Source organism: Bacillota bacterium, from assembly GCA_009711825.1.
In the GTDB taxonomy this organism is placed as follows: domain Bacteria; phylum Bacillota; class Proteinivoracia; order UBA4975; family VEMY01; genus VEMY01.
The window spans coordinates 13,268-38,334 of the sequence record VEMY01000003.1 but is presented as its reverse complement, the minus strand read 5'-3'; the positions used below and the strand labels follow the sequence as shown (position 1 = coordinate 38,334).

Below are 25,067 nucleotides of genomic sequence, written 5' to 3'. Positions count from 1 at the left end.
TGAAATGACGGCAATCCTCAACGCCATTGACGAGGGTATACACGTGGTGAATGAGCATGGCCGGACTGTTTTCTACAACCCGACGCTGGCAAAAATGGAAGGCATGGACTATTCCCAGGTCATTAACACCGATGTCCTGACGATGTTTCCATCCCTGACCCCTGAGACCAGTACAATCCTTCGGGTGCTCCGCACCCGGGAACCGATATATGATCAAGTGCAGACCTACCATAACCATAAGGGACAGAGAATTACTTCCGTGAACAGCACAATTCCCCTCTGGCATCGTTCCCGGTTTATCGGGGTGTTGGAGGTGGCCAAGGATGTTACCCGGATGGAAGATCTGGCCCGCAAGGTCATCGATTTGCAGCAACAGCTTTACACTAAGAAACAAGGTGCCCGCAAGCAGCCCCAGGGCTTTACGTTTGAAGATATAATCGGCGAAAGCCCTGCTCTTCAGCAACAATTGGAGTTGGCCCGCCGAGCAGCCCGCACCGTCTCGCCGGTATTAGTTTACGGCGAAACCGGCACCGGTAAGGAATTGGTGGCCCAGAGCATTCACAATGCCAGCGCCCGCCAGGGCCCGTTCATTGCCCAAAACTGCGCCGCCCTCCCTGGCTCACTGCTGGAGGGGATTCTCTTTGGCACCGTCAAAGGAAGCTTTACTGGCGCCGTGGATAGGCCCGGTCTGCTGGAGCAGGCCAGCGGCGGCACCTTGCTTCTAGACGAAATAAATTCCATGGGCATTGATCTTCAGGCCAAGATTCTGAGGGTTTTACAGGAACACCGCGTGCGCCGAGTCGGGGGAATGAAAGAGGTGCCCGTGGATGTGCGCGTAATTGCTACAACCAATGTCCAACCCCAGGCGGCGATTGCCCAGGGCACTCTGCGTCAGGACCTATACTACCGACTGGCGGTGGTTAATATCACTTTACCGCCACTGGTACGCCGTCGGGAAGATATTGACTTGTTGACCAGGCACTTTGTTGACAAATATAACCGAGAATTCGGGCTTTCTGTAGAGGGAGTATCGCCGGCGGTGGCGGAATTGTTCCGCACCTACGCCTGGCCAGGCAACGTCCGCGAGTTAGAGCATATCATTGAAGGGGCGATGAACGTCCTGGGCGACGAACAGGTGATTGATGTCCCGCACCTTCCCCAACACCTCTTGGGTCAGCGCTCCCGGGACGACGGTTCGGATTTGGAGGAATTCACCCTCCCCGAGGCCCTGGACGTAGTGGAGCGCCGCCTGATTCGCCGGGCTATGGACCGCTATAACGGCAATATCACCCGGGCGGCTCGGATGTTGGGCGTCACCCGCCAGGCCCTGCAGTATAAACTGAAGCGACATGGCTTGTAAAATGCCAAAACAGGACGGTTCTCAATTGGTGGGATCTTTTAGCGTTTTTGTCCCGCAATCATGCTGGTCCGGGCGCTTACTGCGGATAAATCATAAATGTTAGAACTGGGAACCGTTACTGTGAGCGGTTCCCGTTTGTTTTTATGCCAATCGAGTTTGGTATACTTTACATGCAGCATTAATGTCGGAAAATGGTGAATTATGTTGCACGATTTAGCTTGACCTTTTTCGGGGGGGGGGGGGGTAAGCTTAAGTAACATTCTGTATTTTTCTAGTGCATTCTGCTTACGGCATAACTTCCTATCAACTTGTGTCTCATCGGAGGAGCATTGTTGCGTGCAGGTAGAAGCATGTAACGGGAGGTGGTCATAGTTTGCTAACATTGCAGGCCAAGAATTGAAAATAAAGAAAGGTTGTATTATAATGGGAAAAAACAAGGTTTTTAAGGTTATTGCTGTTGTTATTCTTATGACACTTATCTTCGCGAGCTTGGCCGATATAGCTAGCGCATCCAATACTACAAAATCTCAGACTCGTTGGCACGGACATGAGTGGGTAAGATTTTCCGCTTATGGCAACGTTGTAACAGGATGGGTGCATGATGCATGGTTTGATTATGGCTTGGATCGACCATCTACTTTTAGGGGAGAGTATGAAATTATAAATTTCACTGGAGTAGGATACGCGTACGGTGAATACTGGTTTTTCCAAGGCTCGAACGTGCAGGAAGGCTCATTTAGTATTTTGTTTCCTTAGATCGCAAATCGCAGACTTCGCCGCTAGAGCATCCCCGCCCTTTGGCGGGGATGCTCTAGCAATTTACCTAAAAGGGAGGGGTCGATATGCTCAGGCTAAGCAATATTAACATTAGATTTGACAGGGATTTAATTGTCGACGGTGCTATTGACCTATTGGACGGCAGAATTACCGCGATTATCGGTGAAAGCGGCAGTGGCAAATCAACACTGTTATACCACATCGGCCTAATTTCTTCGAATGACCAGTACCATTATCAATTAGATGGAAACTCTATCGATTTAACTAGTGATGTTGTTACCAGTGAGCTCCGAAAAAAGAGAATCGGTTTTATATTTCAAGACAATAATTTGATAGATAACCTGACAATTAAGGAAAACATTATATTATCGGCATCCATAGCCAACATACCGATTAGCGACAAAAATGTGCGGGACTATATGGACTATGTCGAGCTGCCGGGCATACATCTGAATCATTACCCCAGGCGATTGTCGGGCGGGGAACAACAACGAGCTGCTTTAGCATGTGTCCTTGCCAAACAGCCGGATATAATTGTCGCCGACGAACCGACATCCGCTTTAGATACAACTAATTCTCAACGTATTATGAAAATTCTGCGGCGGATGGCCCACGAAGATTCAAAAAAAGTGATTATCGCTAGTCACAACGCAGAAATCTACAATCAGGCCGATGTAATTTACGAAATTAAGAACACAAAACTAAACCCAGTTAAAGGCGCCGATTTGTTAAGTTTAACACACCAAGACACCACTACCAATCAAGTCGCGTCATCACGGATGTTCGGGCTTGGTTTTTTCTACAATTATGCAAAAAAATCCGCAAGAAAACACCACTTTCAAAAGAGCTTGATGACTACTATATGTGCAATTGCCATCGCGTTTAGTGCAGCAGCATTTAACTTCGGAGAAGCATTTATTGAGGGATCAGAAGCCCTAATCGAGCAGATGTCCTCGCGTGAGGTGTATATATCTAATATGGCTTCTGGCGCGGGACGGGTTTTGTATGACGAAGCTAATATGCCCGTTGATGCTCAAGAAGCTGAAGCATTGGCCAAAATCGTACAACTTGATTCTATCTACCCTTTTATAGAGTTTCGTTCATTTTCTCATCAGAGAGCCGGTGACTTGTCCACCATCAGTGTTAATGGTAGAGAGTATAACTTTAATATAATGAATACCCCCCCTTATGATGTCTATTCTCTATTGCCATATTTCCCGGAACAAAATTTAGATAACAGGCTTGAGATAGCCTCTCCAGCCACGATTCAGGATCCAATATATATATCAGCACAATTCGCTGAGGTCCTGGAAATAGATTCTCTGGCGCAAGATGTTGTCTTGAATGTGCAAGCTTGTATTCCGACGGGTGATTATCAAGTTGCCGAAGCAACAGTGGATGAAGAGGGTAGTGCCTACTCGGTAAAGCTAGACGAGTTCGTGGTTGAAAATTTTAAGTTCCAGGTGGCAGGTGTTTTGGATGATCTGGTAACAAACCAATACACTGATCATGGAAATAATGTTATATTTATACCTCATTCGCTGATGATGGAAATTTTAAATGAAACTCAGTCCCAGCATGGACAGCCCGAAGATGAATGGTTTCCCAGTTTCTATGTTGCTTATGCAAAAAGCTATAACTTGGTTCAGCAGCTCAGAGATAGTGTTGCCACCATAAACCCAAATTTTCGTACGGCTAGTGAATACCAAGACATTAATGCCAGGAATTCATTGATAGGGAACGTCCGCCAGGTTGCGCTTTCGGTTGTTTTAGTGGTTCTTGTCATTATATTTTTGCTGATGGCGATAATCCACACTAACAATATGATGAGCCGTAAATATGAGATTTCACTTTTAAAGGCGAATGGATTGACACGGGCAGAACTAACTAAATTAATTTTAACTGAGTCAGGTATTCAGGTATTAACCATTGCTGGGTTAGCAACACTTGTTTCCCTACTGTTGATACTGGCAGTTAACTTTATGTTCAGTTTCGCCATTATCAATTTAGGGATAAGCATTCTTGTTATCAATTTGCTGGTTTCATTGGTGGCAGTAGTCATGCCAACAATAATCTCTCTGGTGATAGTTAACAGATATCAACCGGATAGGATAATGAGGAATTAAGGGCTAACAATACCTGAAGCAGTTGTCCAGCTGCTATTGTAAAACAATCATATGTTCTGTCTTGCGGTATGCTTGACGGTGAAGTTTACTCTGAGGAATTTTATTCTGCGTGAGCCAGTCCGCAAAACTGTCTTAATCACGGGCATAAGAACTTGCCAGAGGTTGCACACTAAGGGGAGAATAATTTGGAAAGGGTGCAACGATGGATAAGGTCCAAAAGGAACAGACGGAAATCACCGATAAGACCAAGATAGAACAGCTCACCCAGTTTCGCGCCGACCATGCTGGCGAGAAGCTCACCACCAATCAGGGCCTCCGGGTGTCCCATACTGACGATTCGCTGAAGGTAGGCGAGCGCGGCCCGACATTGATGGAGGACTTCCACTTCCGGGAGAAGATGACCCATTTTGATCACGAGCGGATTCCCGAGCGGGTTGTCCACGCCCGGGGCTTTGGCGCCCATGGTTATTTTCAGCCCTATGAGTCGATGGCGACCTACACTAAAGCTGGTTTTCTCCAGGATCCGGCTAAGAAGACCCCGGTGTTTGTGCGCTTCTCCACCGTGGTTGGGTCTCGGGGCTCAGCAGATACCGTCCGGGACGTCCGGGGGTTTGCCACCAAGTTCTATACCGAAGAGGGCAATTACGACTTGGTGGCCAATAACATTCCGATATTTTTCATCCACGATGCAATCAAATTCCCCGACATCGTCCATGCCATCAAGCCGGAGCCCCATAATGAGATGCCCCAGGCCTCGGCGGCCCATGACACCTTTTGGGACTTTGTCGCCAACACCCCGGAGCTTACCCCGATGATCATGTGGCTACTCTCGGACCGGGCGATTCCCCGCAGCTATCGGATGATGGAGGGGTTCGGCGTCAATACCTTCCGCTTTGTCAATGAGCAGGGCGAAGGAAGGTTTGTTAAATTCCACTGGAAACCTATGTTAGGCGTTCACTCATTGGTCTGGGATGAGGCCCAAAAGCTGGCGGGCAAGGACCCTGACTACAACCGTCGCGATCTCTGGGAGGCCATTGAGATGGGCCAGTATCCCGAATATGAACTGGGCGTGCAGATGATTGATGAAAGTCAGGAGTTTGACTTCGACTTCGACATTCTCGACGCCACCAAGTTCTGGCCCGAGGAGATTGTGCCGGTACAGAAAATCGGCAAAATGGTCCTGAATCGGAACACCGACAATTTCTTCGCCGAGACCGAGCAAGTTGCTTTCCACCCGGCCAATGTGGTGCCGGGAATTGACTTCACCAACGATCCCCTGCTTCAGGGCCGCCTCTTCTCGTACATGGATACCCAGCTCATCCGTTTGGGCGGACCCAACTTCCACGAGATTCCCATCAACAGGCCGTTGGCTCCGGTCCATAACAACCAGCGGGACGGCTACCACCGGATGACCATTGATCGGGGGAAGGTAAGTTACGCACCCAACAGCCTGCAGCAGAACGCGCCGACACCGGCGCCGGAGGCCCAGGGCGGATACGTCCATTACGCGGAGAAGGTGGATGGTAAGAAAATCCGCGCCCGCAGCCAAAGCTTTATGGACCACTTCAGTCAGGCAACTTTATTCTGGAACAGTATGAGCGAGCCGGAGAAAAAGCATATCATCGATGCCTTCCATTTTGAGGTAGGCAAGGTGAAGGATAAATGTATCCGGGAGCAGATTGTCCATCTGTTCAACAACGTCGATGGCGAACTGGCCAAGCAGATTGCCCAGGGGATTGGCGTCAAGCCACCATCCCAGCCCGGGGGCACCGGCGTTAGCGACAACTCGCCGGCTGTCAGCCAGCTGAATACACCGATGTCTGCAGCCACCCGGCGGGTGGCAATCCTCGCCGACAACGGCTTCAATTACCAAGAGGTTTCCCAGGTCATGGACCAGTTGCGGGCCGCCGACGTAGTTGTGGAGCTTGTCTCCAAGCACCAGGGTATGCTCTCCAGTGAAGACGGACAGGAGTTGGAGGCAGGCCACAACTGGTGGACCACATCTTCGGTGATGTACGATGCTGTGTATGTGGCCGGAGGCAAAAAGTGCGTCGAAAGCCTGCTCCTTCAGGGCGATGCCCTGGGCTTTGTCAACGAAGCATTCAAGCATTACAAGGCGGTAGCCGCCGCCAACGAAGGCTGCGATCTGCTGGCCGTGTCGGGGATTCGGGATGTGGCCATGGCCGGACCGGAATCGTCCGGCGATGTCGTCACTGAGCTGGGTGTTGTCACCGTCCGCGACACTAAGGACCTCGGCGGCTTGGCCCAGGAGTTTATCAAGGCAATTGGCCAGCACCGGCACTGGGCCCGTCAGCACCAGGCCGAAATGACTCCAGCATAACAGAAAAAGCGCCCCGAGGCGCTTTTTCTGTTATGCCAATCGAGAACCGTCCTCGAGTGGCCCTAGAGCAGGTTGGTGAACAGGCTTTCAACGTCGACCTGCAACCCAGCAAACACTTTCGACTGAGCAGTATCGCCCCGTTCATATGCCTTGCAGCTGTCAATCTCGTGCTTGGCAAAGGAGTAAATCATCACGCTCTCCTGCTTGGGGTCAAATAGCCAGTATTCCTCAACACCGGAGAGCATATAGGTGCTGAGCTTGTCGACCATATCCTTGGTGCGGGTGCTGTCGGAGAGAATTTCAACCACCAACGTCGGGGTCCCCATATACCGGTCTTTTTCGCTAATATTGCCTTCCAGGTCGCAGGCGACCAGGATATCCGGCTGCATTACATCCGGTTCCTTAAAGTCTATCTTGTGAAAATGTACGTCGAAGGGAGCAAAAAACACCCGGCATTTGTTGCCCTTAAAGGATTCATGGAACTGCAAATACAGACGACCCAGAATCTCCTGGTGACCGATGCTGGGTGAGCCCAGGAGATAAATCTCGCCGTTAATAAACTCCATCCGCAGCGTGCTCTTCTCGTAGATTTCCATGAATTCTTGATACGACACCTTCTTGCCGCCGTACTGGTAATCCAACGCCTTTTCCCGGATGGTGAAGTATTGCTCGATATCCGTTACATAAGGGGTGAGCCGGGCAACCTTATGTCCGTTTTTGCTGATTACCACATCATTTTGCGCCTCGACAAAATCCAGGTATTTGCCGAAATTCTGCTTCAACTCAGTGGCCGTTACTACCGTACCTTCTTTGTACTTGCGGGGTTTCAAAGAAATCACCTCCGGTACAATTATATAAGTATTGTACGTTTTCCGCAAGCGAGATGTACGATTCTATGTCTGGGTTCGTGCGATGCCAATTCAGGACGGTTCTCGATTGGCGCATCTCAAGCCGTGCCCATTTAACCTCCGTCCCCGAATGGGCATGGTGCAAAAAAGGTGGCGGTTGATTGGTGCAAAAAAGTTGGCAGTGTTGTCCCTTCCCGTAATAAAAGGCTTTACCTGCCGATGGTACGGTTTTTGCATTTGGTAATTGGGGAAACATAATCCATGAAAAGGGGTGTATTTTTAATGACAGTTAAAGTTATTCACTGGGGTCTTGGCGCCATGGGTGGCGGTATGGTTAAGCTGCTGGGCAGCAAAACCGGCGCCGAAAGTGTGGCCGCGATTGATGTCGATCCCAACAAGCAGGGTAAAACCCTGAACGAGCTGTTTGGTGTGGCGAGCAATGCCAAGGTTGTGAACAACGCTGCCGAAGCGCTCAAAGCCGACGCCGACCTGGTTATCGTCGCTACCGGCTCCTTCACAGAGGAAGTATATCCCCAACTGGTTCAGGCTATCGAAGCGAAAAAGAATGTCATTTGTATCGCCGAAGAAATGGCCTATCCTCAGCAACAGCAGCCAGAACTGGCTGAGAAAATTGACAAACTGGCCCGGGAAAACAATGTCTCAGTGCTGGGCACCGGTATCAACCCCGGTTTTGTCCTCGACCTGCTGATTGTGGCCATGACCGGCGTTTGCTATAACGTAACCGAAATCAAGGCTGCGCGGATCAACGACCTTTCACCCTTTGGCCCCACCGTTATGCGGACCCAGGGCGTCGGCATCAGCCCCGAAGAATTCAAGGCCGGTGTCGAAGCAGGCACCGTGGTTGGCCACGTCGGCTTCCCCGAGTCCATGGCAATGGTCGCCAAGGCACTGGGTTGGGAATTAGATGAAATCAAGCAAACTAAAGAGCCGATTATCTCCAAAACTCACCGGGAGACCCCGCATGTGAAAGTGGCTCCGGGTATGGTTGCCGGCTGCAAACATATTGCCTATGGCATCAAAGATGGCAAGACGCTTATCACCATGGAGCATCCCCAGCAGGTGCGTCCCGAGGCCGAAGGCGTTGACACCGGCGATTACATCTGGATCAAGGGTGAGCCCGATGTCAACCTGGCCATCAAGCCGGAAATCCCTGGCGGCATTGGTACAATCGCCGTCGCCGTGAACTCAATTCCCAACGTGATTAATGCGCCTGCCGGTCTGGTCTCAATGATCGACCTGCCTCTGCCACCGGCAATTCTCGGCGATATTCGTCAACTGATTAAGCGCTAGGAGGTATTGACTTTGGATACAGTAGCTGCAGGAACCTGGGTGCAAATACGTCACCAGGTCCTCGCTGCCGGCGAGCGGGCGCCCCAGGTGCCCGCCGATACCGCCGACACACCCTTGGTGATGCTGGCCAAAGGTTTTTTGGTTAGTCAAGCCAGTCCCGGGAGCGAGGCGGAAATCCGCACCCTCAGCGGTCGTGTACTGAGGGGCGAACTAGTTGCAGTCATGCCCCGCTATACCCATGACTTCGGCGAAGCTGTGCCGGAACTTCTTGAGATCGGCGTCAAGGTGCGCCAGCTGATGGGAGGCGGAGACAATGACTGACAACTCATACAAGGCAGTAATGGACCGCCGCAATGACATTATGAAGCAGGCCGTCGGTATGGACTACAGCCGCTATACCATGGGCAAACTGGCCTTCGACTATGAGGGCATGATGAAGGAAGCTGGTTACAGTCTCGACGAGGTAGTGTCAATTCAGCGCGATGCCGGTGTCGGAAACACGCCACTTCTAGAACTGAAGAACATTACAGCGCTGGTGCGCAAATTTGCGCCCGCCGGTAAAGGCGCCCGGATATTCCTCAAGGACGAAGCCGCAAATCCGTCTGGCAGCTTTAAGGCCCGGCGCGCTGCCCTGGCCGTCTATCATGCCGCCAAACATGGTTACAAAGGCGTAGTGGCCGCCACCAGTGGCAACTATGGCGCCGCTGTTGCTTCCCAGGCGGCGATGAAGAATCTGCGGTCGATTATCGTCCAGGAGGCCTTTGACAGCCGCGGCGTTTTCCAGCCCGAGATTGCCGAGAAAGGCCGGGCATGTGAAGCCTATGGCGCCGAAGTGCTGCAACTCTCGGTGGGGCCGGAGCTATTCTATGTTTTCCTACGCACCCTGGAGGATACCGGCTATTTCAACGCTTCTTTATATACTCCGTACGCGATTGCCGGGGTGGAGACCCTGGGCTGGGAGATTGAACAACAACTGCGGGAGCAACATGGCCTTAAGCCGGATACTGTGGTCGTCACCCATGCCGGTGGTGGCAACCTCACCGGTACCGCCCGCGGCCTGATCAAGGCCGGTTGTGTGGATGTCGAAATCGTCGCTGCCAGTGTTGACCTTTCGGGGCTGCATATGGCCAGCGACCAGGATTTCAACCGCAAATCCTTTACCACCGGCCATACCGGTTTTGGCGTTCCCTTCGCCACCTGGCCTGACCGGGCCGATGTGCCCAAGAACGCTGCCCGGCCGCTACGCTATATGGACCGCTATGTCACCATAACCCAGGGCGAGGCCTTTTACGTTACCGAACTCCTCGCCCAACTGGAAGGCCTGGAACGGGGCCCGGCGGGCAACACTTCATTGGCGGCAGCAATTGCCCTGGCGGCGGAAATGGATCAGGATAAGGTCCTTGTCGTCCAGGAGACTGAATACACTGGCGCCGGTAAACATGTCAGCGCACAGCTGAGCTTTGCCCGGGCCAACGGCATCAAGATCTCTGTCGGAGACCCGGCGGAAAACAAGCCGGGTGAGACGATTGTTCTTCCCGAACATCCCCGGCAAATTAAGGCAGTGGAAACTGATTTGGATGACCTGCGCAAGTCTTACATTAAGAACGCCCTCAAGCAATTTGAGGCAATCGACCTCTGCGCCGAGGACATTAAGTTCTTGGCCGAGGACTGTCGGGCTAGTATTGACTGGGTGCAGGAACAACTGAGAGCACAAGGAGGCAGGTAGAGATGGAAAGAAAAGACGATTATCAAGAGCGACGCAAACATTTGGCCGACCTCAGCGACGAACAGCTTAATCAACGATTTTGGGAGCTTCTCGACCAGGTTGTTACTCCCATGACCGAACTGGCCAAAACCCATACATCTCCGGCAATTGAGCGCTCTGTCCTCTTGCGGATGGGTTTCAGCAGTCTCGAGGCCAAGAACATCGTGGAAAAATGTGAGCAGCGCGGCCTCTTGGGCAAAGGCGCCGGACATATGGTCCTGAAAGCCGCGGAGCTGAGCGGCAAACCCTACCGGGAGGCCGGCTTGGAACTGGCTGAAGGTCGCCTCTGGGACCAGGTGGAAGAACAAGTGGCGGGAGGTAATTAAGCATGGACATGCAAGCGAATGTGAAGCTAAACGTAGAAGCAATCCTGCAGGACCTGGAAAGCTATCGTCCGCGCCGCAAAGGCTGGACCTGGCGCAAGCGCCTGCCGGAAGACACCCAGATCGGACCGTTTAAATATAAGCAGGTCTCGGAATCACTGACCAACAGCCAGCCGCTACCGGCTGCCAAATATTTTGGCAATATCGACCCGCAACCGGAATGCGTTATCACTTCCGAAATCGCCTCCGGCCGCTTTGAAGACGATATCCGTCGGATGCGGATGGCGGCCTGGCATGGCGCCGACCATATCATGGTCATTCGCACTGCCGGCCAGAGTCATTATGATGGCCTGATTGAAGGTACACCCGAAGGGGTGGGCGGCGTGCCCATCACCCGCAAGCAAATCCGCGCCAGCCGCAAGGCTTTGGACATCATCGAAGATGAAGTCGGTCGCCCCATCAACTTGCACTCATATGTCAGTGGCGTTGCTGGCCCGGATATTGCTGTGCTTTTCGCCGAAGAAGGGGTAAACGGCGCCCATCAGGATCCCCAGTACAACGTGCTCTACCGCAACGTCAATATGCTGCGTTCATTTGTCGATGCTGCCGTTGCCAAGAAGTTGATGGCTTCGGTAGATATGCTGCAGATCGACGGCGCCCATAACGCCAACGCAACCGCCCGGGAAGCCTGGAAGGTTATGCCCGAGCTGATGGTTCAGCACGGCATCAATGCCGCCTACTCGGTCAAGGTTGGCATGAAGAAAGAAAATATCAGTTTATCCACGGTTCCCCCTACAGCCACACCGGCGCCCAACATGTATCTGGATCTGCCGTACGCCGTGGCTTTGCGGGAATTGTTCGGCGAATACAAGATGCGGGCCCAGATGAACACCAAGTACATGGAGTCCTGCACCCGGGAAGTCACCGTAACCCATGCTTTGAACCTGATGATCTCCCGGCTGACCAGCGTTGACATCCAGAGCACCATTACCCCCGATGAGGGCCGCAACGTGCCCTGGCATTATAACTCGGTTGCCGCTGTCAACACTGCCAAGCAGGCCCTGATTGGCCTCGACGGTCTTCAAGACTTGGTGGAGCTCAAAAAAGATGGCGTGCTCCGGGAGCGGGTGCGGGAGCTCAAAGAGCGGGCAATCCTCTTCCTGGAGGAAATGCTGGAAGTTGGCGGCTACTTCAAAGCCGTTGAGCAGGGTTTCTTCGTGGACTCCGGTTATTATCCCCAGCGCAATGCCGACGGCATCGTCCGCCATATGGACGGCGGCATTGGCGTTGATACAATCACTCCCCGGGATGAAGATTACCTGGCGCCGGTCTGTCACCACTATGGCCGCAACAACATCCGCGCCGGCCAGAAGCCCTGTGATCTCATCGACGGCTGCACCCTGTGCAACCCCGACAAGATTGTCTATATCGATGAACTTGATGAAGAGGATAATGCTAATCAGCGGATGGCGGCCAAGGCCGAGCATCGGGAGCAGGGCCTGCTGCGCCCCGAGGTGGAATGGTATGCCGACGGCGTGGTCAGCATGAATCTATTCTTCCCCACCAGTCTGCGGGTGGCAGAGTATACTGCCCTTGCCCTGGCGGAGAAGATGGGCATCAAGGACGCCGAGGTTATCAACAAGCAGGCGATGCACCCTGTGGAAGGCACCTTTCTGGAGCTGAAGGGCAAGGTCGATATCGACATCGATCCCTCCACCCTGGACATTCCGCCGGAAGTGCCGCTCTTGAGCGAAGATGAAATTCGCGCTGATATCAAGGAAAAACCGATGACCATTGTCGGCGCCACCGTCGGCGAGGATGAGCACTCGGTCGGTATGCGGGAGATTATCGACATCAAGCACGGCGGCATCGAAGGTTTCGGCGTGCAGTGCCACTATCTTGGCACTTCCGTTTCCATCGAGAAGGTAGTGGATGCGGCGATTGAAACAGCAGCCGACGCGATTCTCATTAGCACAATCATTACTCATGCCGACATTCACCGCATCAACATGCGCCGGCTCAACGACCTCTGTAAGGAAAAAGGAATCCGGGATAAAATCATCCTGGTGGCCGGCGGAACCCAGGTAACTGATGATATCGCCAAGGAAGAGGGCATGGACGCCGGTTTTGGCCGGGGCAGCAATGGACACATGGTCGCAAGCTTCCTGGTCAAAAAACGCCGCGGCGAGTAAGGAAGTTGATCCCGTGAAACTCGATGTAATCGTGGCAGAAATCGGTAGCACCACTACGGTGGTCAGCGGTTTCGCCAATCTGGAAACAGACCCCTGTTTTGTTGGGCAGGGTCAGGGACCGACAACAGTGGAACAGGGAGATGTGCGCCAGGGCCTGAAACAGGCCCTGGCCGCTCTCCAGAATAATCTCGGCGCCGAGGAGTTATCCTGGGACACAATCTATGCCTGCAGCAGCGCTGCCGGCGGTCTGAAAATGACCGTCCACGGCCTGGTCTATGACATGACGGCCCGGGCAGCCCGGGAGGCCGCCCTGGGGGCTGGCGCTGTCCTGCACCAGGTAACAGCGGGTCCCTTGTCCGAAAGCGACCTGGAGCAGATCCGGACGATTATGCCAAATATTATCTTGCTGGCTGGCGGTGTCGACTATGGCGAAAGGGAGATCATTCTCGATAATGCCCGCAAGCTTGCGGCCCTGAATCTGCCGATTCCCTTGATCTATGCCGGCAATGTCGCCATCACCGAGGATATCCGCAAAATATTTGGCGGCAGTGAATTTGACCTTGTGCTGGTGGAGAATGTTTACCCCAGGATAGACGAGTTAAACGTGGAACCAACCCGTCAGGCGATTCAGGCTGCATTTGAGAAGCATATCGTCCATGCCCCGGGAATGGGGCAAATCCGGGAGCTTGTTCAGGGCTCCATCCAACCGGTGCCCGGTGCGGTGCTCAACGCTGCCATCACCCTATACCGGGAGCTGGGCGACCTGATGGTCTTTGACGTTGGCGGCGCCACCACTGATCTGCATTCGGTGACCCCCGGCTCTGATGAATATAACGCAATTGCCCTCAGTCCTGAGCCGCTGGCCAAGCGGACGGTGGAAGGGGATTTGGGGGTCTATGTCAACGCTTCCAACCTGATAAACTTGCTCGGTCAGGAGAATTTGCACGCGCTGACCGGTGTCGCGGACCCGGAAGCGGCCGTTGTGCCGATTCCCACCAGCCCAGAACAGATTGCCGTGGCCGAGGCCCTGACCGGGGGGGCGGTAAAGGCGGCTTTAGAACGCCATGCCGGCCGGATTAGTTATATCTACGGACCCGGTGGCCGCCACCGAATAGTCCGGGGTAAGGATTTGACCAAGGTCAAATACGTGATTGGCACCGGCGGCGCCCTCACCCGCTTGCCCCGGGGCAAACAATTACTGGCCGAGGGCCTGAAAATCCGGGACCCTCAGTTGCTAAAACCGGATGCAGAGACCCGGGTGCTATTGGACCGGGACTATATAATGGCCACCGTTGGGGTGTTGGCAAAGAATCATCCCCGGGCGGCAGTGCAGCTGCTCATGAAATCGCTGGCCATTGACGGGAAAGGAGAGGCAGAGTGAAATACCCCAAGTTGATTATTGATCTGGCTAAAATACAGGAAAATGCCGCCTTGCTGAATAAATTGTGCCGAGAAAACGGCATCGAGCCGGTGGGAGTAACCAAGGTTACCTGTGGCGATCCGGAAGTGGCCCGGGCATTTATTGCCGGTGGTATTGAAATGCTTGGTGAATCCCGGGTGGAGAACGCCCGTCGTCTGCGAGAGGCAGGAATTAATGCGCCAATGCTTTTATTGCGTCTGCCCATGGCCAGCCAGGTCGAAGACGTAGTTAAATATTTTCAGGTCAGTCTCAACTCGGAGCTGGCCACCATCGAAGCCCTGAACCGGGCCGCTGCCAACCAGAGCACCATCCATAAAATCATCCTTATGGTTGATTTGGGTGACTTGCGGGAAGGTATCTGGCCGGATCAGTTGGAAACAACCGTTAAAGCAATCGCCGGACTTGAGCATATCCAGCTGCTGGGACTGGGCACAAACCTCACTTGTTACGGTGGCGTAATCCCCACCCAGCAAAACCTGGGACAGCTCTTGAGTCTCAATGAGCGCGCCCAGGCTGTTTACGGACGGCCGTTGCCAGTAATCTCCGGCGGTAACTCCAGCAGCCTGCCCCTGCTATTGGCAGGTAAGCTGCCGCCGGTTACCCAATTGCGTCTTGGCGAGTCCATTGTGCTGGGCCGCGAGACGGTGGCCCGGGCGCCTGTTCCCGGCGCCCACCTCGATTGTTTCCAGTTGCAGGCTGAAGTCATCGAACTTCGTGAAAAACCATCGGTGCCCATTGGAGAGATCGGTCAGGATGCCTTTGGCGGTACGCCGGAATTTGTAAACAAAGGCATCCACAAGCGGGCAATTGTCGCCCTGGGGCGGCAAGATGTTGCCATCGACAGTTTGGAGGCGCCTGATGGCATTGAAATAATTGGTGCCAGCAGCGACCACCTGCTTCTGGATGTGACCAATTATGCAAGTACGCTGGCGGTTGGAGATATACTAACCTTCAGCCCGGGGTACGGCGCGTTGCTTGCAGCAATGACATCCCAGTTCGTGCACAAAGAATACCGTCACTAAATTGGGAGGTGTTAATTTGTCCCCTCTGGTCTACGCCGGACTGTTTCCCCATCCGCCCCTGCTGATTACAGGCGTGGGCGATGAACAAAAACCGGAAGTGCAGTCCACCGACCAGGCTTGTCGGGAGTTGGCCGGCCGGATAGCGGCCCGGGAGCCGGAATTGGTGGTGATTATCACCCCCCACGGTCCCGTGTTTTCTGATGCGTACACCGTCGCCGATTGGACGCCGCTGAAAGGCGGGTTCACTGCCTTTGGTTCGCCCGAGTCCATGGTCTGGGAAAATGATAGCGCTTATGTGCAAGCGCTGGATCAGCTGGCTGAGCGCGTTAACTTACCCCTGTATGCCGTGGACGGCAGGCAATTAGGTAAACACCGACAAAGCACCGAACTGGACCATGGCGCCATGATTCCCCTCTGGTATCTGGAACAGGCGGGTTGGCGCGGAAAAATTGCGGTTGTCCGCATCGGCGGTTTGGCGCCCCGACAATGTTGGGAAATCGGCCGAGCATTGACAATGGCCACTGACAAAAAACTCGCCTTGATTGCCAGCGGCGACATGTCCCATTGTTTGACAGATGACGCGCCTTCGCCGTACAATCCGGCAGGAGCCAAATTCGATAAACTGGTGACCAGCGCCCTGGAACGGGGAGAGTTTGCAACTGTACTGGCGATTCCCCCCGATGAGCGTCAACGGGCCGCCGAATGCGGTTGGCGCCCCTTGATTACCCTTTTGGGGAGCTTATCCCAGTGGCAGGTTGAGTCACAGGTGCTCAGCTATGAAGGACCCTTTGGCGTCGGCTATCTGGTGGCCGGGTTTGATGTACGGGGCCCCAACGGTCAGGCAGAGTTCCCCGACCACACCCCCCAGGACAGGAGTCGGCTCACCGCGCTTGCCCGGGAGGCGATAAGCCATTATTTGACCAGCGGTGAATACTTGGATGCTCCTGCTGACTTGGCGCCGCCTCTGGATAAGCGGGCCGGGACCTTTGTCAGTCTCAAGCTGGATGATCAGCTCAGGGGTTGTATTGGCACCATCGAGCCCAGACATCCCAATCTGGCAACAGAAATCATTGCGAACGCTGTTGACGCCGCTGTCAATGACCCCCGGTTTGAACCGGTGACCGAAGCGGAGCTGACAGAGTTGTCCATCAGTATAGATGTCCTGGGCGGGCTGACTCCCGCCTCCTTCGCGGACTTGGACCCGAAACAACTGGGACTTGTGGTGGAATGGCAAGGCCGACGCGGTCTCTTGCTGCCCGATCTCCCCGGAGTCGATACAGCGGAAGAACAGTTGGCGATAACTTGCCAGAAAGCTGGCATCTCGGAAAAGCATCGCGATGAAGCCAAACTCTTCACATTTACGGTCACAAGGTATAGCTGAGATGGAAGCGCTTTGGTGGCAGCCCGGAAAGGACGGCAGCGTGATTTGCTCGCTTTGCCCGCATAACTGCCGAATTCAGCCCGGAAGGCGGGGGCGCTGTACTGTCCGGGAAAATCGAGAGGGAGCTCTCCATGCCCGAAACTATGACGAGCTCGGCGGCATTGCCTTAGACCCGATGGAGAAAAAGCCCCTCTACCATTTCCACCCCGGGTCAATGATTTTGTCTCTGGGCTCCACGGGATGCAATCTAGACTGTGGGTTTTGCCAGAACCATGAGGCGGTAAGCGGCGCCTGGCCGACAAAAGCGGTCACCCCAGCCGAAGTGGTCGAACTTGCCAAAGAAACCAGGGACCGCGGCAATATCGGCTTGGCCTAGACCTATACCGAACCCCTAATGTGGTATGAGTTTGTGCTGGAGTCAGCCCGCTTGGCGCAAAAACAGGGATTGAAGACCGTGCTGGTTACCAACGGCTTCATCAATCCCGAGCCCTGGCGACAGCTCGTGGCTTACATTGACGCCGTAAACATCGACATTAAATCCTTCCGGCCGGAATTTTATCAGGAGCATTGCGGCGGCCGTCTGGCCCCGGTTCTCGAAACCGTCAGGGAGGCGGTGGGCCGCTGCCATGTCGAGGTCACCACGCTGCTGGTTCCCGATGAGAACACTGGCACCGCAGAAATTGATGCGCTGAGCGAATTCCTTGCTGAGCTGGACCCGGATATCCCTCTGCATCTTTCCCGCTACTACCCCGCGCGTAACTGGCGCCGACCGCCTACTTCTGTTGCCACGGTCAGAGCCCTGGCAGCGCGGGCGCGGAAGCGTTTGCGTTATGTCTACGTCGGCAATATCCCGGGCAAGATCGACGGCACTCATTGTCCGGAATGCGGCGAAGCGGTGATAGTAAGAGGACGGGGAATAGCATTCAACCTAAATAAAGATTCATGTCCCCGGTGTACTCACCGGATACCCATACATCTTTAACGAAATGGAGTGATTAGATTGAGCAAACGGATTGTGGTTGCCCTGGGCGGCAATGCCATGTTGCAGCCTAAACAGTCGGGAACTGCGGCAATACAGATGGAAAATGTTCGCAACACCTGCGCACAGTTGGCGGACATGATAACCAACGGGTATGAGGTCATTATCACCCATGGCAATGGTCCCCAGGTGGGGAATATCCTTCTGCAGAACGAAGAGGCCAAGAACGTTGTCCCACCGTTTCCGCTGGATTTCTGTGGCGCCGAAACCCAGGGCTTTATCGGCTACATGATTCAGCAGTCCATGGGCAATCTTTTGCCAGAGCAAGCAGTGGCCACCGTCGTCACCCAGGTGTTGGTGGACATCAATGACCCCGCGTTTAAGAACCCCACCAAGCCAATCGGTCCCTTCTATAGCCAGGAAGAAGCGGAACGACTGCGGGCGGAAAAGGGTTATGCTGTTGTCGAGGACTCGGGGCGGGGTTGGCGTCGGGTTGTGCCTTCTCCTAATCCCAAGGCTATCATCGAAAAGGACGCAGTCCTCGCCCTGATTGAAAAGGGCATTCTGGTCATTGCTTCTGGTGGCGGCGGCGTTCCGGTTATCGAAGATGAGAATGGAAAGCTAGTCGGTGTCGAAGCAGTAATTGACAAGGATTTGGCCGGTCAGCGCCTGGCCGCCGATGTCGAGGCCGATATCCTCTTGATTCTCACCGATGTCGAAGCCGTGGCAATCAACTGGGGCAAGCCCGATCAGCAGTTCCTGGGCGAACTGACGATAACAGAAGCCCGCAAATATCAGGAACAGGGCCATTTCCGGGCCGGCAGCATGGGTCCGAAAGTGGAAGCTGCCCTACGGTTCCTGGAAGCTGGTGGCCAGATGGCTGTTATCGCTTCCCTGAACAATGCCCTAGAAGCAATTGAAGGTAAGTCCGGTACCCGGTTTATCCGGTAAAAACGTATATAAGGAGTGGATAGAAATGGCTTTTAACTTGAAAGGAAGACATTTTCTCAAGTTGTTGGATTACAGCCCCGAGGAAATCAATTATCTGCTGGAGCTCTCGGCTGAACTCAAACGTCTTAAGTACTCGGGCGTAAAACCCCGGATGCTGGAGGGGAAAAATATCGCCCTAATCTTCGAAAAGCCCTCTACCCGCACCCGTTGCGCCTTTGTGGTTGCCGCTTCTGATGAAGGCGCCCATGCCGATTACTTGGGCAAAGATGACATTCAGCTGGGTAAAAAAGAATCTGTTGCTGACACCGCCCGGGTCCTGGGGCGCATGTTTGACGGCATTCAGTTCCGTGGCTTCAAGCACGAGACTGTGGAAGAGCTGGCCAAACACGCCGGTGTGCCGGTGTGGAATGGCCTCACCGACCAATACCACCCCACCCAGATTCTCGCCGACTTCCTGACAATCATCGAGCAAAAGGGCAAGCTCAAGGGCATCAAGTTTGCTTATGTTGGCGATGGACGCAATAACATGGCCAACTCGCTGATGATTGGCGCCGCCAAAATGGGCATGGATTTCCGGATCGTTTCACCATCCAGCCTGTTCCCCGAGCCGGAACTGGTGGATCAGGCCCGGAACATTGCTGCCGAAACGGGCGCCCAGGTCACCCTTACTGACGATGTAAAAGAAGGCGTGGCTGGTGTCGATGTCATTTACACTGATGTCTGGGTTTCCATGGGCGAAGAAGATCAATTCGCCGAGCGTATCGCCCTGCTCAAGCCCTATCAGGTCAATATGGACATGATAAAAATGGCGGCTCCTGATGTCACTTTCCTCCATTGCCTGCCTGCATTCCACAATCGGGAAACTACAGTTGGCGAGCAGATTTTCCAAGAGCACGGTATCCCCGAAATGGAAGTTACTGATGAAGTATTTGAGAGCAAGTATTCCAAGGTCTTTGACCAGGCCGAAAACCGCATGCATACCATCAAGGCGGTAATGGTCGCAACAGCAGGGAATAATTAAATCCAGGGCCCGGCATGGCCCGGGCCCAACCAACCTAAGCAGCGCACGCTGTAGCCAAGGGGGCATTAACCATGAATGTCACATCTGAAATCGGCGCCCTGAAAAAAGTGCTACTCTACCGTCCCGGTATGGAACTGGAACATCTGCTGCCTGCATATATGGAAGATATGTTGTTTGACGAGATCCCCTGGCTGGAACGGGCCAGGGAGGAGCATGATGCCTTCGCCCGGGCGTTAACCGAAGCCGGGACCAGGGTTTATTACATCCAGGATCTTGTTGCCGACATCATGGCAGAGCGCCCAATTAAGGAAGATTTAATCCGGGAACATTTAGAGCTGAGCAATATCGCTGATCCCGATACCAGGAGCGCAGTCTTTGAATACCTATTGGATTTGCCTGATAATAAAACTACCGAGTTATTGACCGCCGGTCTGCATAAGCGCTTGGTCCGCGACCTCAAGGACCATTTGTCCTTGAGCGATTTGACACCGGTTGGTTTTCCCTTCTACCTGCCACCGCTCCCCAGCATGTATTTCATGCGTGACCATGGGGTAATGGTAGGCAAAGATATCCTGATGAGTTCAATGTTTAGCGAAGCCCGCAAACGGGAGCCTCTGTTCCTGCGCAAAGTGGTCAAGCACCATCCTCTGTTTGCCGATGTGGAAATCATCGACACCGAACCGATGCCCAAGGGCCTGGAGGGGGGCGACGTGCTGGTGCTTTCGGAGGATACTTTGCTTGTGGGGCTGAGCCAGCGCACCACCGAACAGGCGATAGAGACTCTGGCCCTGCGGCTGTTGGGCGAGCAGGAGCGTCTCAAGCAGATCCTCGTTCTGCAAATTCCTATCCAGCGGGCATATATGCATCTGGACACAGTGTTTACAATGCTGGATTATGATAAGTTCCTGTTTTATCCCGGCATTCGTGATTCGGTATATCTTTACCGTCTGACCCGGGGACGGTCCGGACGCATCCATGCCGAACAGCTGGGTGACCTCAAGGGCGGACTTACCCAGGCACTGGAGCGGCCGGTGCAGATAATTTACACCAATGGCAGCTCATTGCATCAGGCCTCCCGGGAGCAGTGGAACGATTCCACCAACACGCTGGCGGTGGCCCCAGGTAAAGTAGTGGTCTATAATCGCAATACTTTGGCCAACAAAACTTTACGGTCTGCCGGCATCGAAACCATCGAAATCGAGGGCTCGGAATTGGTTCGGGGCCGGGGCGGCCCCCGTTGCATGAGCCTGCCCTTAGAACGGGAGTAACGAAAAAGTCCAAACGTGCCTCAGTCATACCACGATGAGGACAGCTTAGCGACCGCGGTACGGGCGAAACTGTACGGGGTCGCTATTTTTTGCACCAAAAAAAATAAACCAAGCCTGCCTCAGTCAATTACTGAAATGAGGGCAACTTAGGCGACCGGGGTACGGCACAGCCGCACTTTCGGTTGCCTTTGTTTTACGGAGAAAAACCGAGCGTCTGACTGCAAAAGGAAAGTAGTCAGGGGCCTTGACATAAGCTAAATAGAGAAAGGGGGACGGACTGACTTCTGAGTTGTGCTAAATGCAGCAGGTGAACTGCTTCGGGTTCCAAAGGGACTCATACAACTCAAACTGGGAGGGAAACGAATGGCAACGAAAGTTATTATCATGGGGGCCGCGGGTCGCGACTTCCACAATTTCAACGTCTACTTTCGGGACAACGACGCTTATCAGGTGGTGGCCTTTACTGCTACCCAGATTCCCGACATCGACGGGCGGGTGTATCCGGCATTGCTTGCCGGAAAGATGTATCCCGACGGCATCCCAATCCACAGTGAAGTAGAGCTGCCAGACTTAATTGAGCGGCATAATGTGGAACAAGTAATCTTTGCCTACAGTGATGTCCCTCATACTTATGTCATGGAAAAGGCCAGTATCGTCATGGCTGCCGGCGCCGATTTCCGCCTGATGGGCCCCGTTACCACCATGCTCAGGGCCAACAAGCCGGTGGTGGCGGTGACCGCTGTCCGCACTGGTGTTGGCAAGAGTCAGACAACCCGCAAGGTATGCGACACGCTCAGGGGAATGGGTAAAAAGGTTGTGGCAATTCGCCACCCGATGCCCTACGGCGACCTGTCCAAACAGGTCCGGCAGCGCTATGAAACATACGCAGATTTGGATCGGCATGAATGCACAATTGAGGAGCGGGAGGAGTACGAACCCCATATTGACAAAGGCATCATCGTCTACGCCGGTGTCGACTATGCAAAGATTCTTCACGAGGCCGAAAAAGAAGCAGATGTCATCGTCTGGGACGGGGGCAACAATGACCTTGCCTTCTACAAGCCCGACATATATATCACCTTGGTGGACCCGCACCGGCCAGGCCATGAACTGAACTATCATCCCGGTGAAAGTAATCTGCGAATGGCCGATGTGGTTGTAATCAACAAAATGGAAACCGCTTCCCCTGAAGGGGTTGCCACCGTGCGTGCTAGCATCGCCCGGGCTTGCCCCGACGCCGTGGTTATCGAGGGCGCCTCGCCAATTTACATCGAGGACGGTGCGCAGGTCAAGGGCAAGCGGGTACTGGTAATTGAAGATGGTCCCACCCTCACCCATGGCGAAATGGCCTATGGCGCCGGCGTCGTTGCGGCCCATAAATTCGGCGCTGCCGAGATGGTCGATCCTCGACCCTGGGCGGTGGGAACAATTCGACATACGTACGAGAAGTATTCCCACATGGGCAATTTGCTGCCGGCCATGGGCTATGGTGACAAGCAGATTAAAGAGCTGGAGGAGACCATCAACGCCACCGATGTGGACCTGGTAATCGTCGCCACGCCCATCGACTTGACGAGAATTCTCGGGATTAACAAGCCCGCTTTGCGGGTGCGCTACGAACTACAAGAAATTGGGCATCCCACCCTGGCCGATGTCCTGGAGAAACTGAAGTAATTACACTACGGGACTGTCTCTGGGGAGCAGTCCCGTTTTAAATAGCTTTAGTAGGGATTCGGTATTGCCTTGATTTGGTAATTGCATAATGCTATCGTTATTCAAGGGGAGGGGTGTAATTATTGCAGAATAACGAAAATACATTTTTTAAATCGTGGGCGTCGGCAGTTGGTCTTTATCTAATACTGTTAATATATCGTATACTGAGTCGAGCTACAGTTGACTCGGCGTGGAAATTGATTGTACTGGGTGTCATGTTTTTGGGGCTGGGCATGATTTATTGCACTGTGGGCCAACGGATAAATCTGGTTCCCAAGCTCAAGCGGGTAGCCCATCGATTCATTGAGTGTGTTGGAAAGCCGGGCATGCATTTGCGGATGGTTTTGATTATACTCGCAAGCTTTATTCTGCTCTTAGCTCTGCTTATCCTGTTGCGGGCTTTTACCTCTGTCAATGTTGAGCACATAGATTGGCTCTTTATTGGCACTGCCGCGTATACCGGTTTTTTCGCTGCCCTGATTATTAGGGCAGAAAAAGTTGAACCCCAGGATTGCACTCGGGTATCATAATTTTGGCCGCGATTCTGGGAAGTAGCAAAATAAACTGCGGGACTGTCTCTGGGGGGCGGTCTCGCTTTTATGTCGCAGTCTAATTACTGGTCAATTAGTCATAGATTGAGGCAACGTGAATACTAATGAAAAAGTTCCAAAAAACCCTTGACTGCAAGCAGAAACTCCGGTAGTATTACAAACAAGAACCATTACTAATAAGGAGGAGGAAACCATGTCTGTATACGTGGAAGGGTTGGCGAAATTGAGCGAAGAGACGAAGGACTATGTTCGCGCCCTGAGCAGCCTCAAAGAAGAGGTGGAGGCAGTAAGTTGGTACCAGCAGCGGGTAGATAACAGCGACAATCCCGCTCTCAAAGAAATACTCGCCCATAACAGAGATGAAGAGATTGAGCATGCGGCGATGACTTTGGAATGGTTGCGCAGGAACATGCCGGGCTGGGACAAGGAACTGAGGAAGTATCTGTTCACCGAGGGCCCCATCGGCCACAGTGAAGACGGCGAAGACCATAAGCAAGCCGGGCTCAAGCTCGGCGACTTAAAGAAATAAATTGGGAGGGAAATTTAATGGATATTCTTAAACGGCAATTAGCTCCATTGACCAAGGAAGCATGGCATGAAATTGACGAACGCGCCACCCAGGTGCTCAAAAGTAATCTCACCGCCCGGAAAGCGGTTCGGGTAAGAGGCCCGCTGGGCTTGGATTATACCGCTGTGCCCGAAGGCCGCCTGGCAATGCTGGACGATGAGCCCGGAAATGTGCGCACCGGTATCCATCAGGTTAAGCCGCTGGTGGAAACCCGGGTCAGTTTTGAACTGGATCGCTGGGAGCTGGATAACATAGCCCGCGGCGCCCGGGATGTAAATCTCGAGGCTCTGGAGGATGCAGCGAAAAAGGCGGCCCGCTTTGAAGAGGATGCAGTGTTTAATGGTTATGAACGCGGGATGATTGCCGGCCTCCGGCAGGTTGGCGCCGAAGCCCGTCCCTTTGGGGCAAGCAGTGAAGCCATTTTAGAATCATTATCTTCAGGCGTTTTGGCCTTGAAGGATGCCTTTGTCTTGCCGCCCCTGACTTTGGTTGTGGGTGAAAAGGCCTGGCAGTTGCTGCACAAAGAATCTGCCGGTTATCCGTTATCCAAGCGGGTTGAGAAGCTGATTGGCGGCGAAATCCTCTACAGCCCCGCCTTAGAAGGCGCTCTGCTCCTGCCCTATGACCACGAAGATCTGGAGCTTACCCTGGGCATGGACTTTTCCATCGGCTATGAATCCCATGACAGCAAAAAAGTGCGTTTGTTTGTTGCCGAGTCCTTTACCTTCCGGGTGCTCGACCCCGGTTTGATAGTTCAATACAGCGTCTAATCGCAATAGCCCGCTCAACGGTTTTCGGAGCGGGCTGTTTTAATCGGTCATTGAGTAAAGTTTCAGTTAATATATTGAGATATACACAGGGATTAAGTATTTAGGAAGCGAAATACTAAATAGGGAGGTGTAAGCAGTGAGCATGAAACTTCTGGTTAACTGTCGGGATGACTTTGAAGCGCAAATGCTTGAGGATGTGCTCAAATCGGCGAACATTCCGGTGCATCGGCAGTATCGAGGATTTGGTGACGCTGCCAAAATTTATACCGGCCTCGGTCAGGACGTAGATCTCTATGTTAGGGAGCAAAACCTGGAGGAAGCGCGTCAGCTGCTGGAGGCCTTCCGGGACGGCGCTCTCGACCACGAAGACCAGATTTAAG

The 25,067-nt window shown here is 53.4% G+C and carries 21 protein-coding genes and 1 pseudogene; 21 read left to right on the top strand and 1 reads right to left on the bottom strand.

From position 1 onward, the window contains the following. Positions 1-4: 4 nt before the first annotated feature. The 4 genes from FH749_01685 to FH749_01670 all read left to right on the top strand — a co-directional run bounded on the left by FH749_01685 (position 5) and on the right by FH749_01670 (position 6,604). Positions 5-1,360 (top strand): PAS domain S-box protein, encoded by a 1,356-nt coding sequence (locus tag FH749_01685; GenBank protein ID MTI94190.1) that lies wholly within the window; start codon positions 5-7, stop codon positions 1,358-1,360. Positions 1,361-1,756: 396 nt separating this feature from the next. Next, entirely contained in the window at positions 1,757-2,116 is a 360-nt protein-coding gene (locus tag FH749_01680; GenBank protein ID MTI94189.1) for a hypothetical protein, read from the top strand. An 86-nt stretch (positions 2,117-2,202) separates the two neighbouring features. Then, positions 2,203-4,263 carry an ATP-binding cassette domain-containing protein gene (locus tag FH749_01675; GenBank protein MTI94188.1) on the top strand — a complete coding sequence of 687 codons (2,061 nt, stop codon included), beginning with the start codon at positions 2,203-2,205 and terminating at the stop codon, positions 4,261-4,263. Positions 4,264-4,465: 202 nt separating this feature from the next. Then, a complete protein-coding gene (locus FH749_01670; protein ID MTI94187.1) occupies positions 4,466-6,604 on the top strand; it encodes a catalase in 2,139 nt (712 codons plus the stop codon). A 62-nt stretch (positions 6,605-6,666) separates the two neighbouring features. On the opposite strand, the gene FH749_01665 is transcribed toward FH749_01670, so the two are convergent. Next, on the bottom strand, positions 6,667-7,443 hold the full coding sequence (locus FH749_01665; GenBank protein MTI94186.1) for a type II toxin-antitoxin system Phd/YefM family antitoxin: 777 nt from the start codon (positions 7,441-7,443) through the stop codon (positions 6,667-6,669). Positions 7,444-7,734: 291 nt separating this feature from the next. Here FH749_01665 and FH749_01660 point away from each other — a divergent pair, with 291 nt between their 5' ends. From FH749_01660 to FH749_01580, 17 genes and pseudogenes are all read left to right on the top strand, one after another. Continuing rightward, complete coding sequence (locus FH749_01660; GenBank protein ID MTI94185.1) at positions 7,735-8,763, top strand: NADP-binding protein; 1,029 nt, start codon at positions 7,735-7,737, stop codon at positions 8,761-8,763. Positions 8,764-8,775: 12 nt separating this feature from the next. Then, positions 8,776-9,084, top strand: coding sequence for a 2-amino-4-ketopentanoate thiolase (locus FH749_01655; GenBank protein MTI94184.1), 309 nt, complete (start codon positions 8,776-8,778; stop codon positions 9,082-9,084). Further along, positions 9,077-10,489 carry a PLP-dependent lyase/thiolase gene (locus FH749_01650; protein MTI94183.1) on the top strand — a complete coding sequence of 471 codons (1,413 nt, stop codon included), beginning with the start codon at positions 9,077-9,079 and terminating at the stop codon, positions 10,487-10,489. The genes FH749_01655 and FH749_01650 overlap by 8 nt, the downstream gene beginning before the upstream one ends. Before the next feature lie 2 nt (positions 10,490-10,491). Then, a complete protein-coding gene (locus tag FH749_01645) occupies positions 10,492-10,854 on the top strand; it encodes an ornithine aminomutase (GenBank protein MTI94182.1) in 363 nt (120 codons plus the stop codon). A gap of 2 nt (positions 10,855-10,856) precedes the next feature. Further along, on the top strand, positions 10,857-13,043 hold the full coding sequence (locus tag FH749_01640; protein ID MTI94181.1) for a LuxR family transcriptional regulator: 2,187 nt from the start codon (positions 10,857-10,859) through the stop codon (positions 13,041-13,043). Positions 13,044-13,056: 13 nt separating this feature from the next. Next, positions 13,057-14,424: a DNA mismatch repair protein MutL gene (locus FH749_01635; GenBank protein ID MTI94180.1), complete on the top strand. Its 1,368-nt coding sequence runs from the start codon at positions 13,057-13,059 to the stop codon at positions 14,422-14,424. After that, complete coding sequence (locus tag FH749_01630; GenBank protein MTI94179.1) at positions 14,421-15,485, top strand: alanine/ornithine racemase family PLP-dependent enzyme; 1,065 nt, start codon at positions 14,421-14,423, stop codon at positions 15,483-15,485. The genes FH749_01635 and FH749_01630 overlap by 4 nt, the downstream gene beginning before the upstream one ends. Position 15,486: 1 nt before the next feature. Further along, positions 15,487-16,866 (top strand): AmmeMemoRadiSam system protein A, encoded by a 1,380-nt coding sequence (amrA, locus tag FH749_01625; GenBank protein MTI94178.1) that lies wholly within the window; start codon positions 15,487-15,489, stop codon positions 16,864-16,866. A gap of 1 nt (position 16,867) precedes the next feature. Next, positions 16,868-17,848 (top strand): annotated as a pseudogene (amrS, locus tag FH749_01620) (AmmeMemoRadiSam system radical SAM enzyme). 18 nt (positions 17,849-17,866) lie between these two features. Next, entirely contained in the window at positions 17,867-18,796 is a 930-nt protein-coding gene (arcC, locus tag FH749_01615) for a carbamate kinase (protein ID MTI94177.1), read from the top strand. A gap of 25 nt (positions 18,797-18,821) precedes the next feature. Further along, positions 18,822-19,817, top strand: a complete 996-nt coding sequence (gene argF, locus FH749_01610) for an ornithine carbamoyltransferase (GenBank protein MTI94176.1) — start codon at positions 18,822-18,824, stop codon at positions 19,815-19,817. Between the two features lie 71 nt (positions 19,818-19,888). Next, positions 19,889-21,085: an arginine deiminase gene (locus FH749_01605; protein MTI94175.1), complete on the top strand. Its 1,197-nt coding sequence runs from the start codon at positions 19,889-19,891 to the stop codon at positions 21,083-21,085. A gap of 363 nt (positions 21,086-21,448) precedes the next feature. Then, entirely contained in the window at positions 21,449-22,759 is a 1,311-nt protein-coding gene (locus FH749_01600) for a GTPase (GenBank protein MTI94174.1), read from the top strand. A gap of 122 nt (positions 22,760-22,881) precedes the next feature. Beyond that, positions 22,882-23,328: a hypothetical protein gene (locus FH749_01595; protein MTI94173.1), complete on the top strand. Its 447-nt coding sequence runs from the start codon at positions 22,882-22,884 to the stop codon at positions 23,326-23,328. Between the two features lie 214 nt (positions 23,329-23,542). Next, positions 23,543-23,878 carry a hypothetical protein gene (locus FH749_01590; protein MTI94172.1) on the top strand — a complete coding sequence of 112 codons (336 nt, stop codon included), beginning with the start codon at positions 23,543-23,545 and terminating at the stop codon, positions 23,876-23,878. Positions 23,879-23,895: 17 nt separating this feature from the next. Further along, a complete protein-coding gene (locus FH749_01585) occupies positions 23,896-24,687 on the top strand; it encodes a bacteriocin (protein ID MTI94171.1) in 792 nt (263 codons plus the stop codon). A gap of 136 nt (positions 24,688-24,823) precedes the next feature. Then, entirely contained in the window at positions 24,824-25,066 is a 243-nt protein-coding gene (locus FH749_01580; GenBank protein ID MTI94170.1) for a DUF2007 domain-containing protein, read from the top strand. Position 25,067 lies beyond the last annotated feature (1 nt).

Excerpts from the sequence above, each read along its gene's own strand:
- FH749_01685 (MTI94190.1), top strand. The coding sequence starts at position 5 with ATGACGGCAATCCTCAACGCCATTGACGAGGGTATACACGTGGTGAAT.
- FH749_01675 (MTI94188.1), top strand. The coding sequence starts at position 2,203 with ATGCTCAGGCTAAGCAATATTAACATTAGATTTGACAGGGATTTAATT.
- FH749_01670 (MTI94187.1), top strand. The coding sequence starts at position 4,466 with ATGGATAAGGTCCAAAAGGAACAGACGGAAATCACCGATAAGACCAAG.
- FH749_01660 (MTI94185.1), top strand. The coding sequence starts at position 7,735 with ATGACAGTTAAAGTTATTCACTGGGGTCTTGGCGCCATGGGTGGCGGT.
- FH749_01650 (MTI94183.1), top strand. The coding sequence starts at position 9,077 with ATGACTGACAACTCATACAAGGCAGTAATGGACCGCCGCAATGACATT.
- FH749_01645 (MTI94182.1), top strand. The coding sequence starts at position 10,492 with ATGGAAAGAAAAGACGATTATCAAGAGCGACGCAAACATTTGGCCGAC.
- FH749_01640 (MTI94181.1), top strand. The coding sequence starts at position 10,857 with ATGGACATGCAAGCGAATGTGAAGCTAAACGTAGAAGCAATCCTGCAG.
- argF (MTI94176.1), top strand. The coding sequence starts at position 18,822 with ATGGCTTTTAACTTGAAAGGAAGACATTTTCTCAAGTTGTTGGATTAC.
- FH749_01605 (MTI94175.1), top strand. The coding sequence starts at position 19,889 with ATGAATGTCACATCTGAAATCGGCGCCCTGAAAAAAGTGCTACTCTAC.
- FH749_01600 (MTI94174.1), top strand. The coding sequence starts at position 21,449 with ATGGCAACGAAAGTTATTATCATGGGGGCCGCGGGTCGCGACTTCCAC.
- FH749_01590 (MTI94172.1), top strand. The coding sequence starts at position 23,543 with ATGTCTGTATACGTGGAAGGGTTGGCGAAATTGAGCGAAGAGACGAAG.
- FH749_01585 (MTI94171.1), top strand. The coding sequence starts at position 23,896 with ATGGATATTCTTAAACGGCAATTAGCTCCATTGACCAAGGAAGCATGG.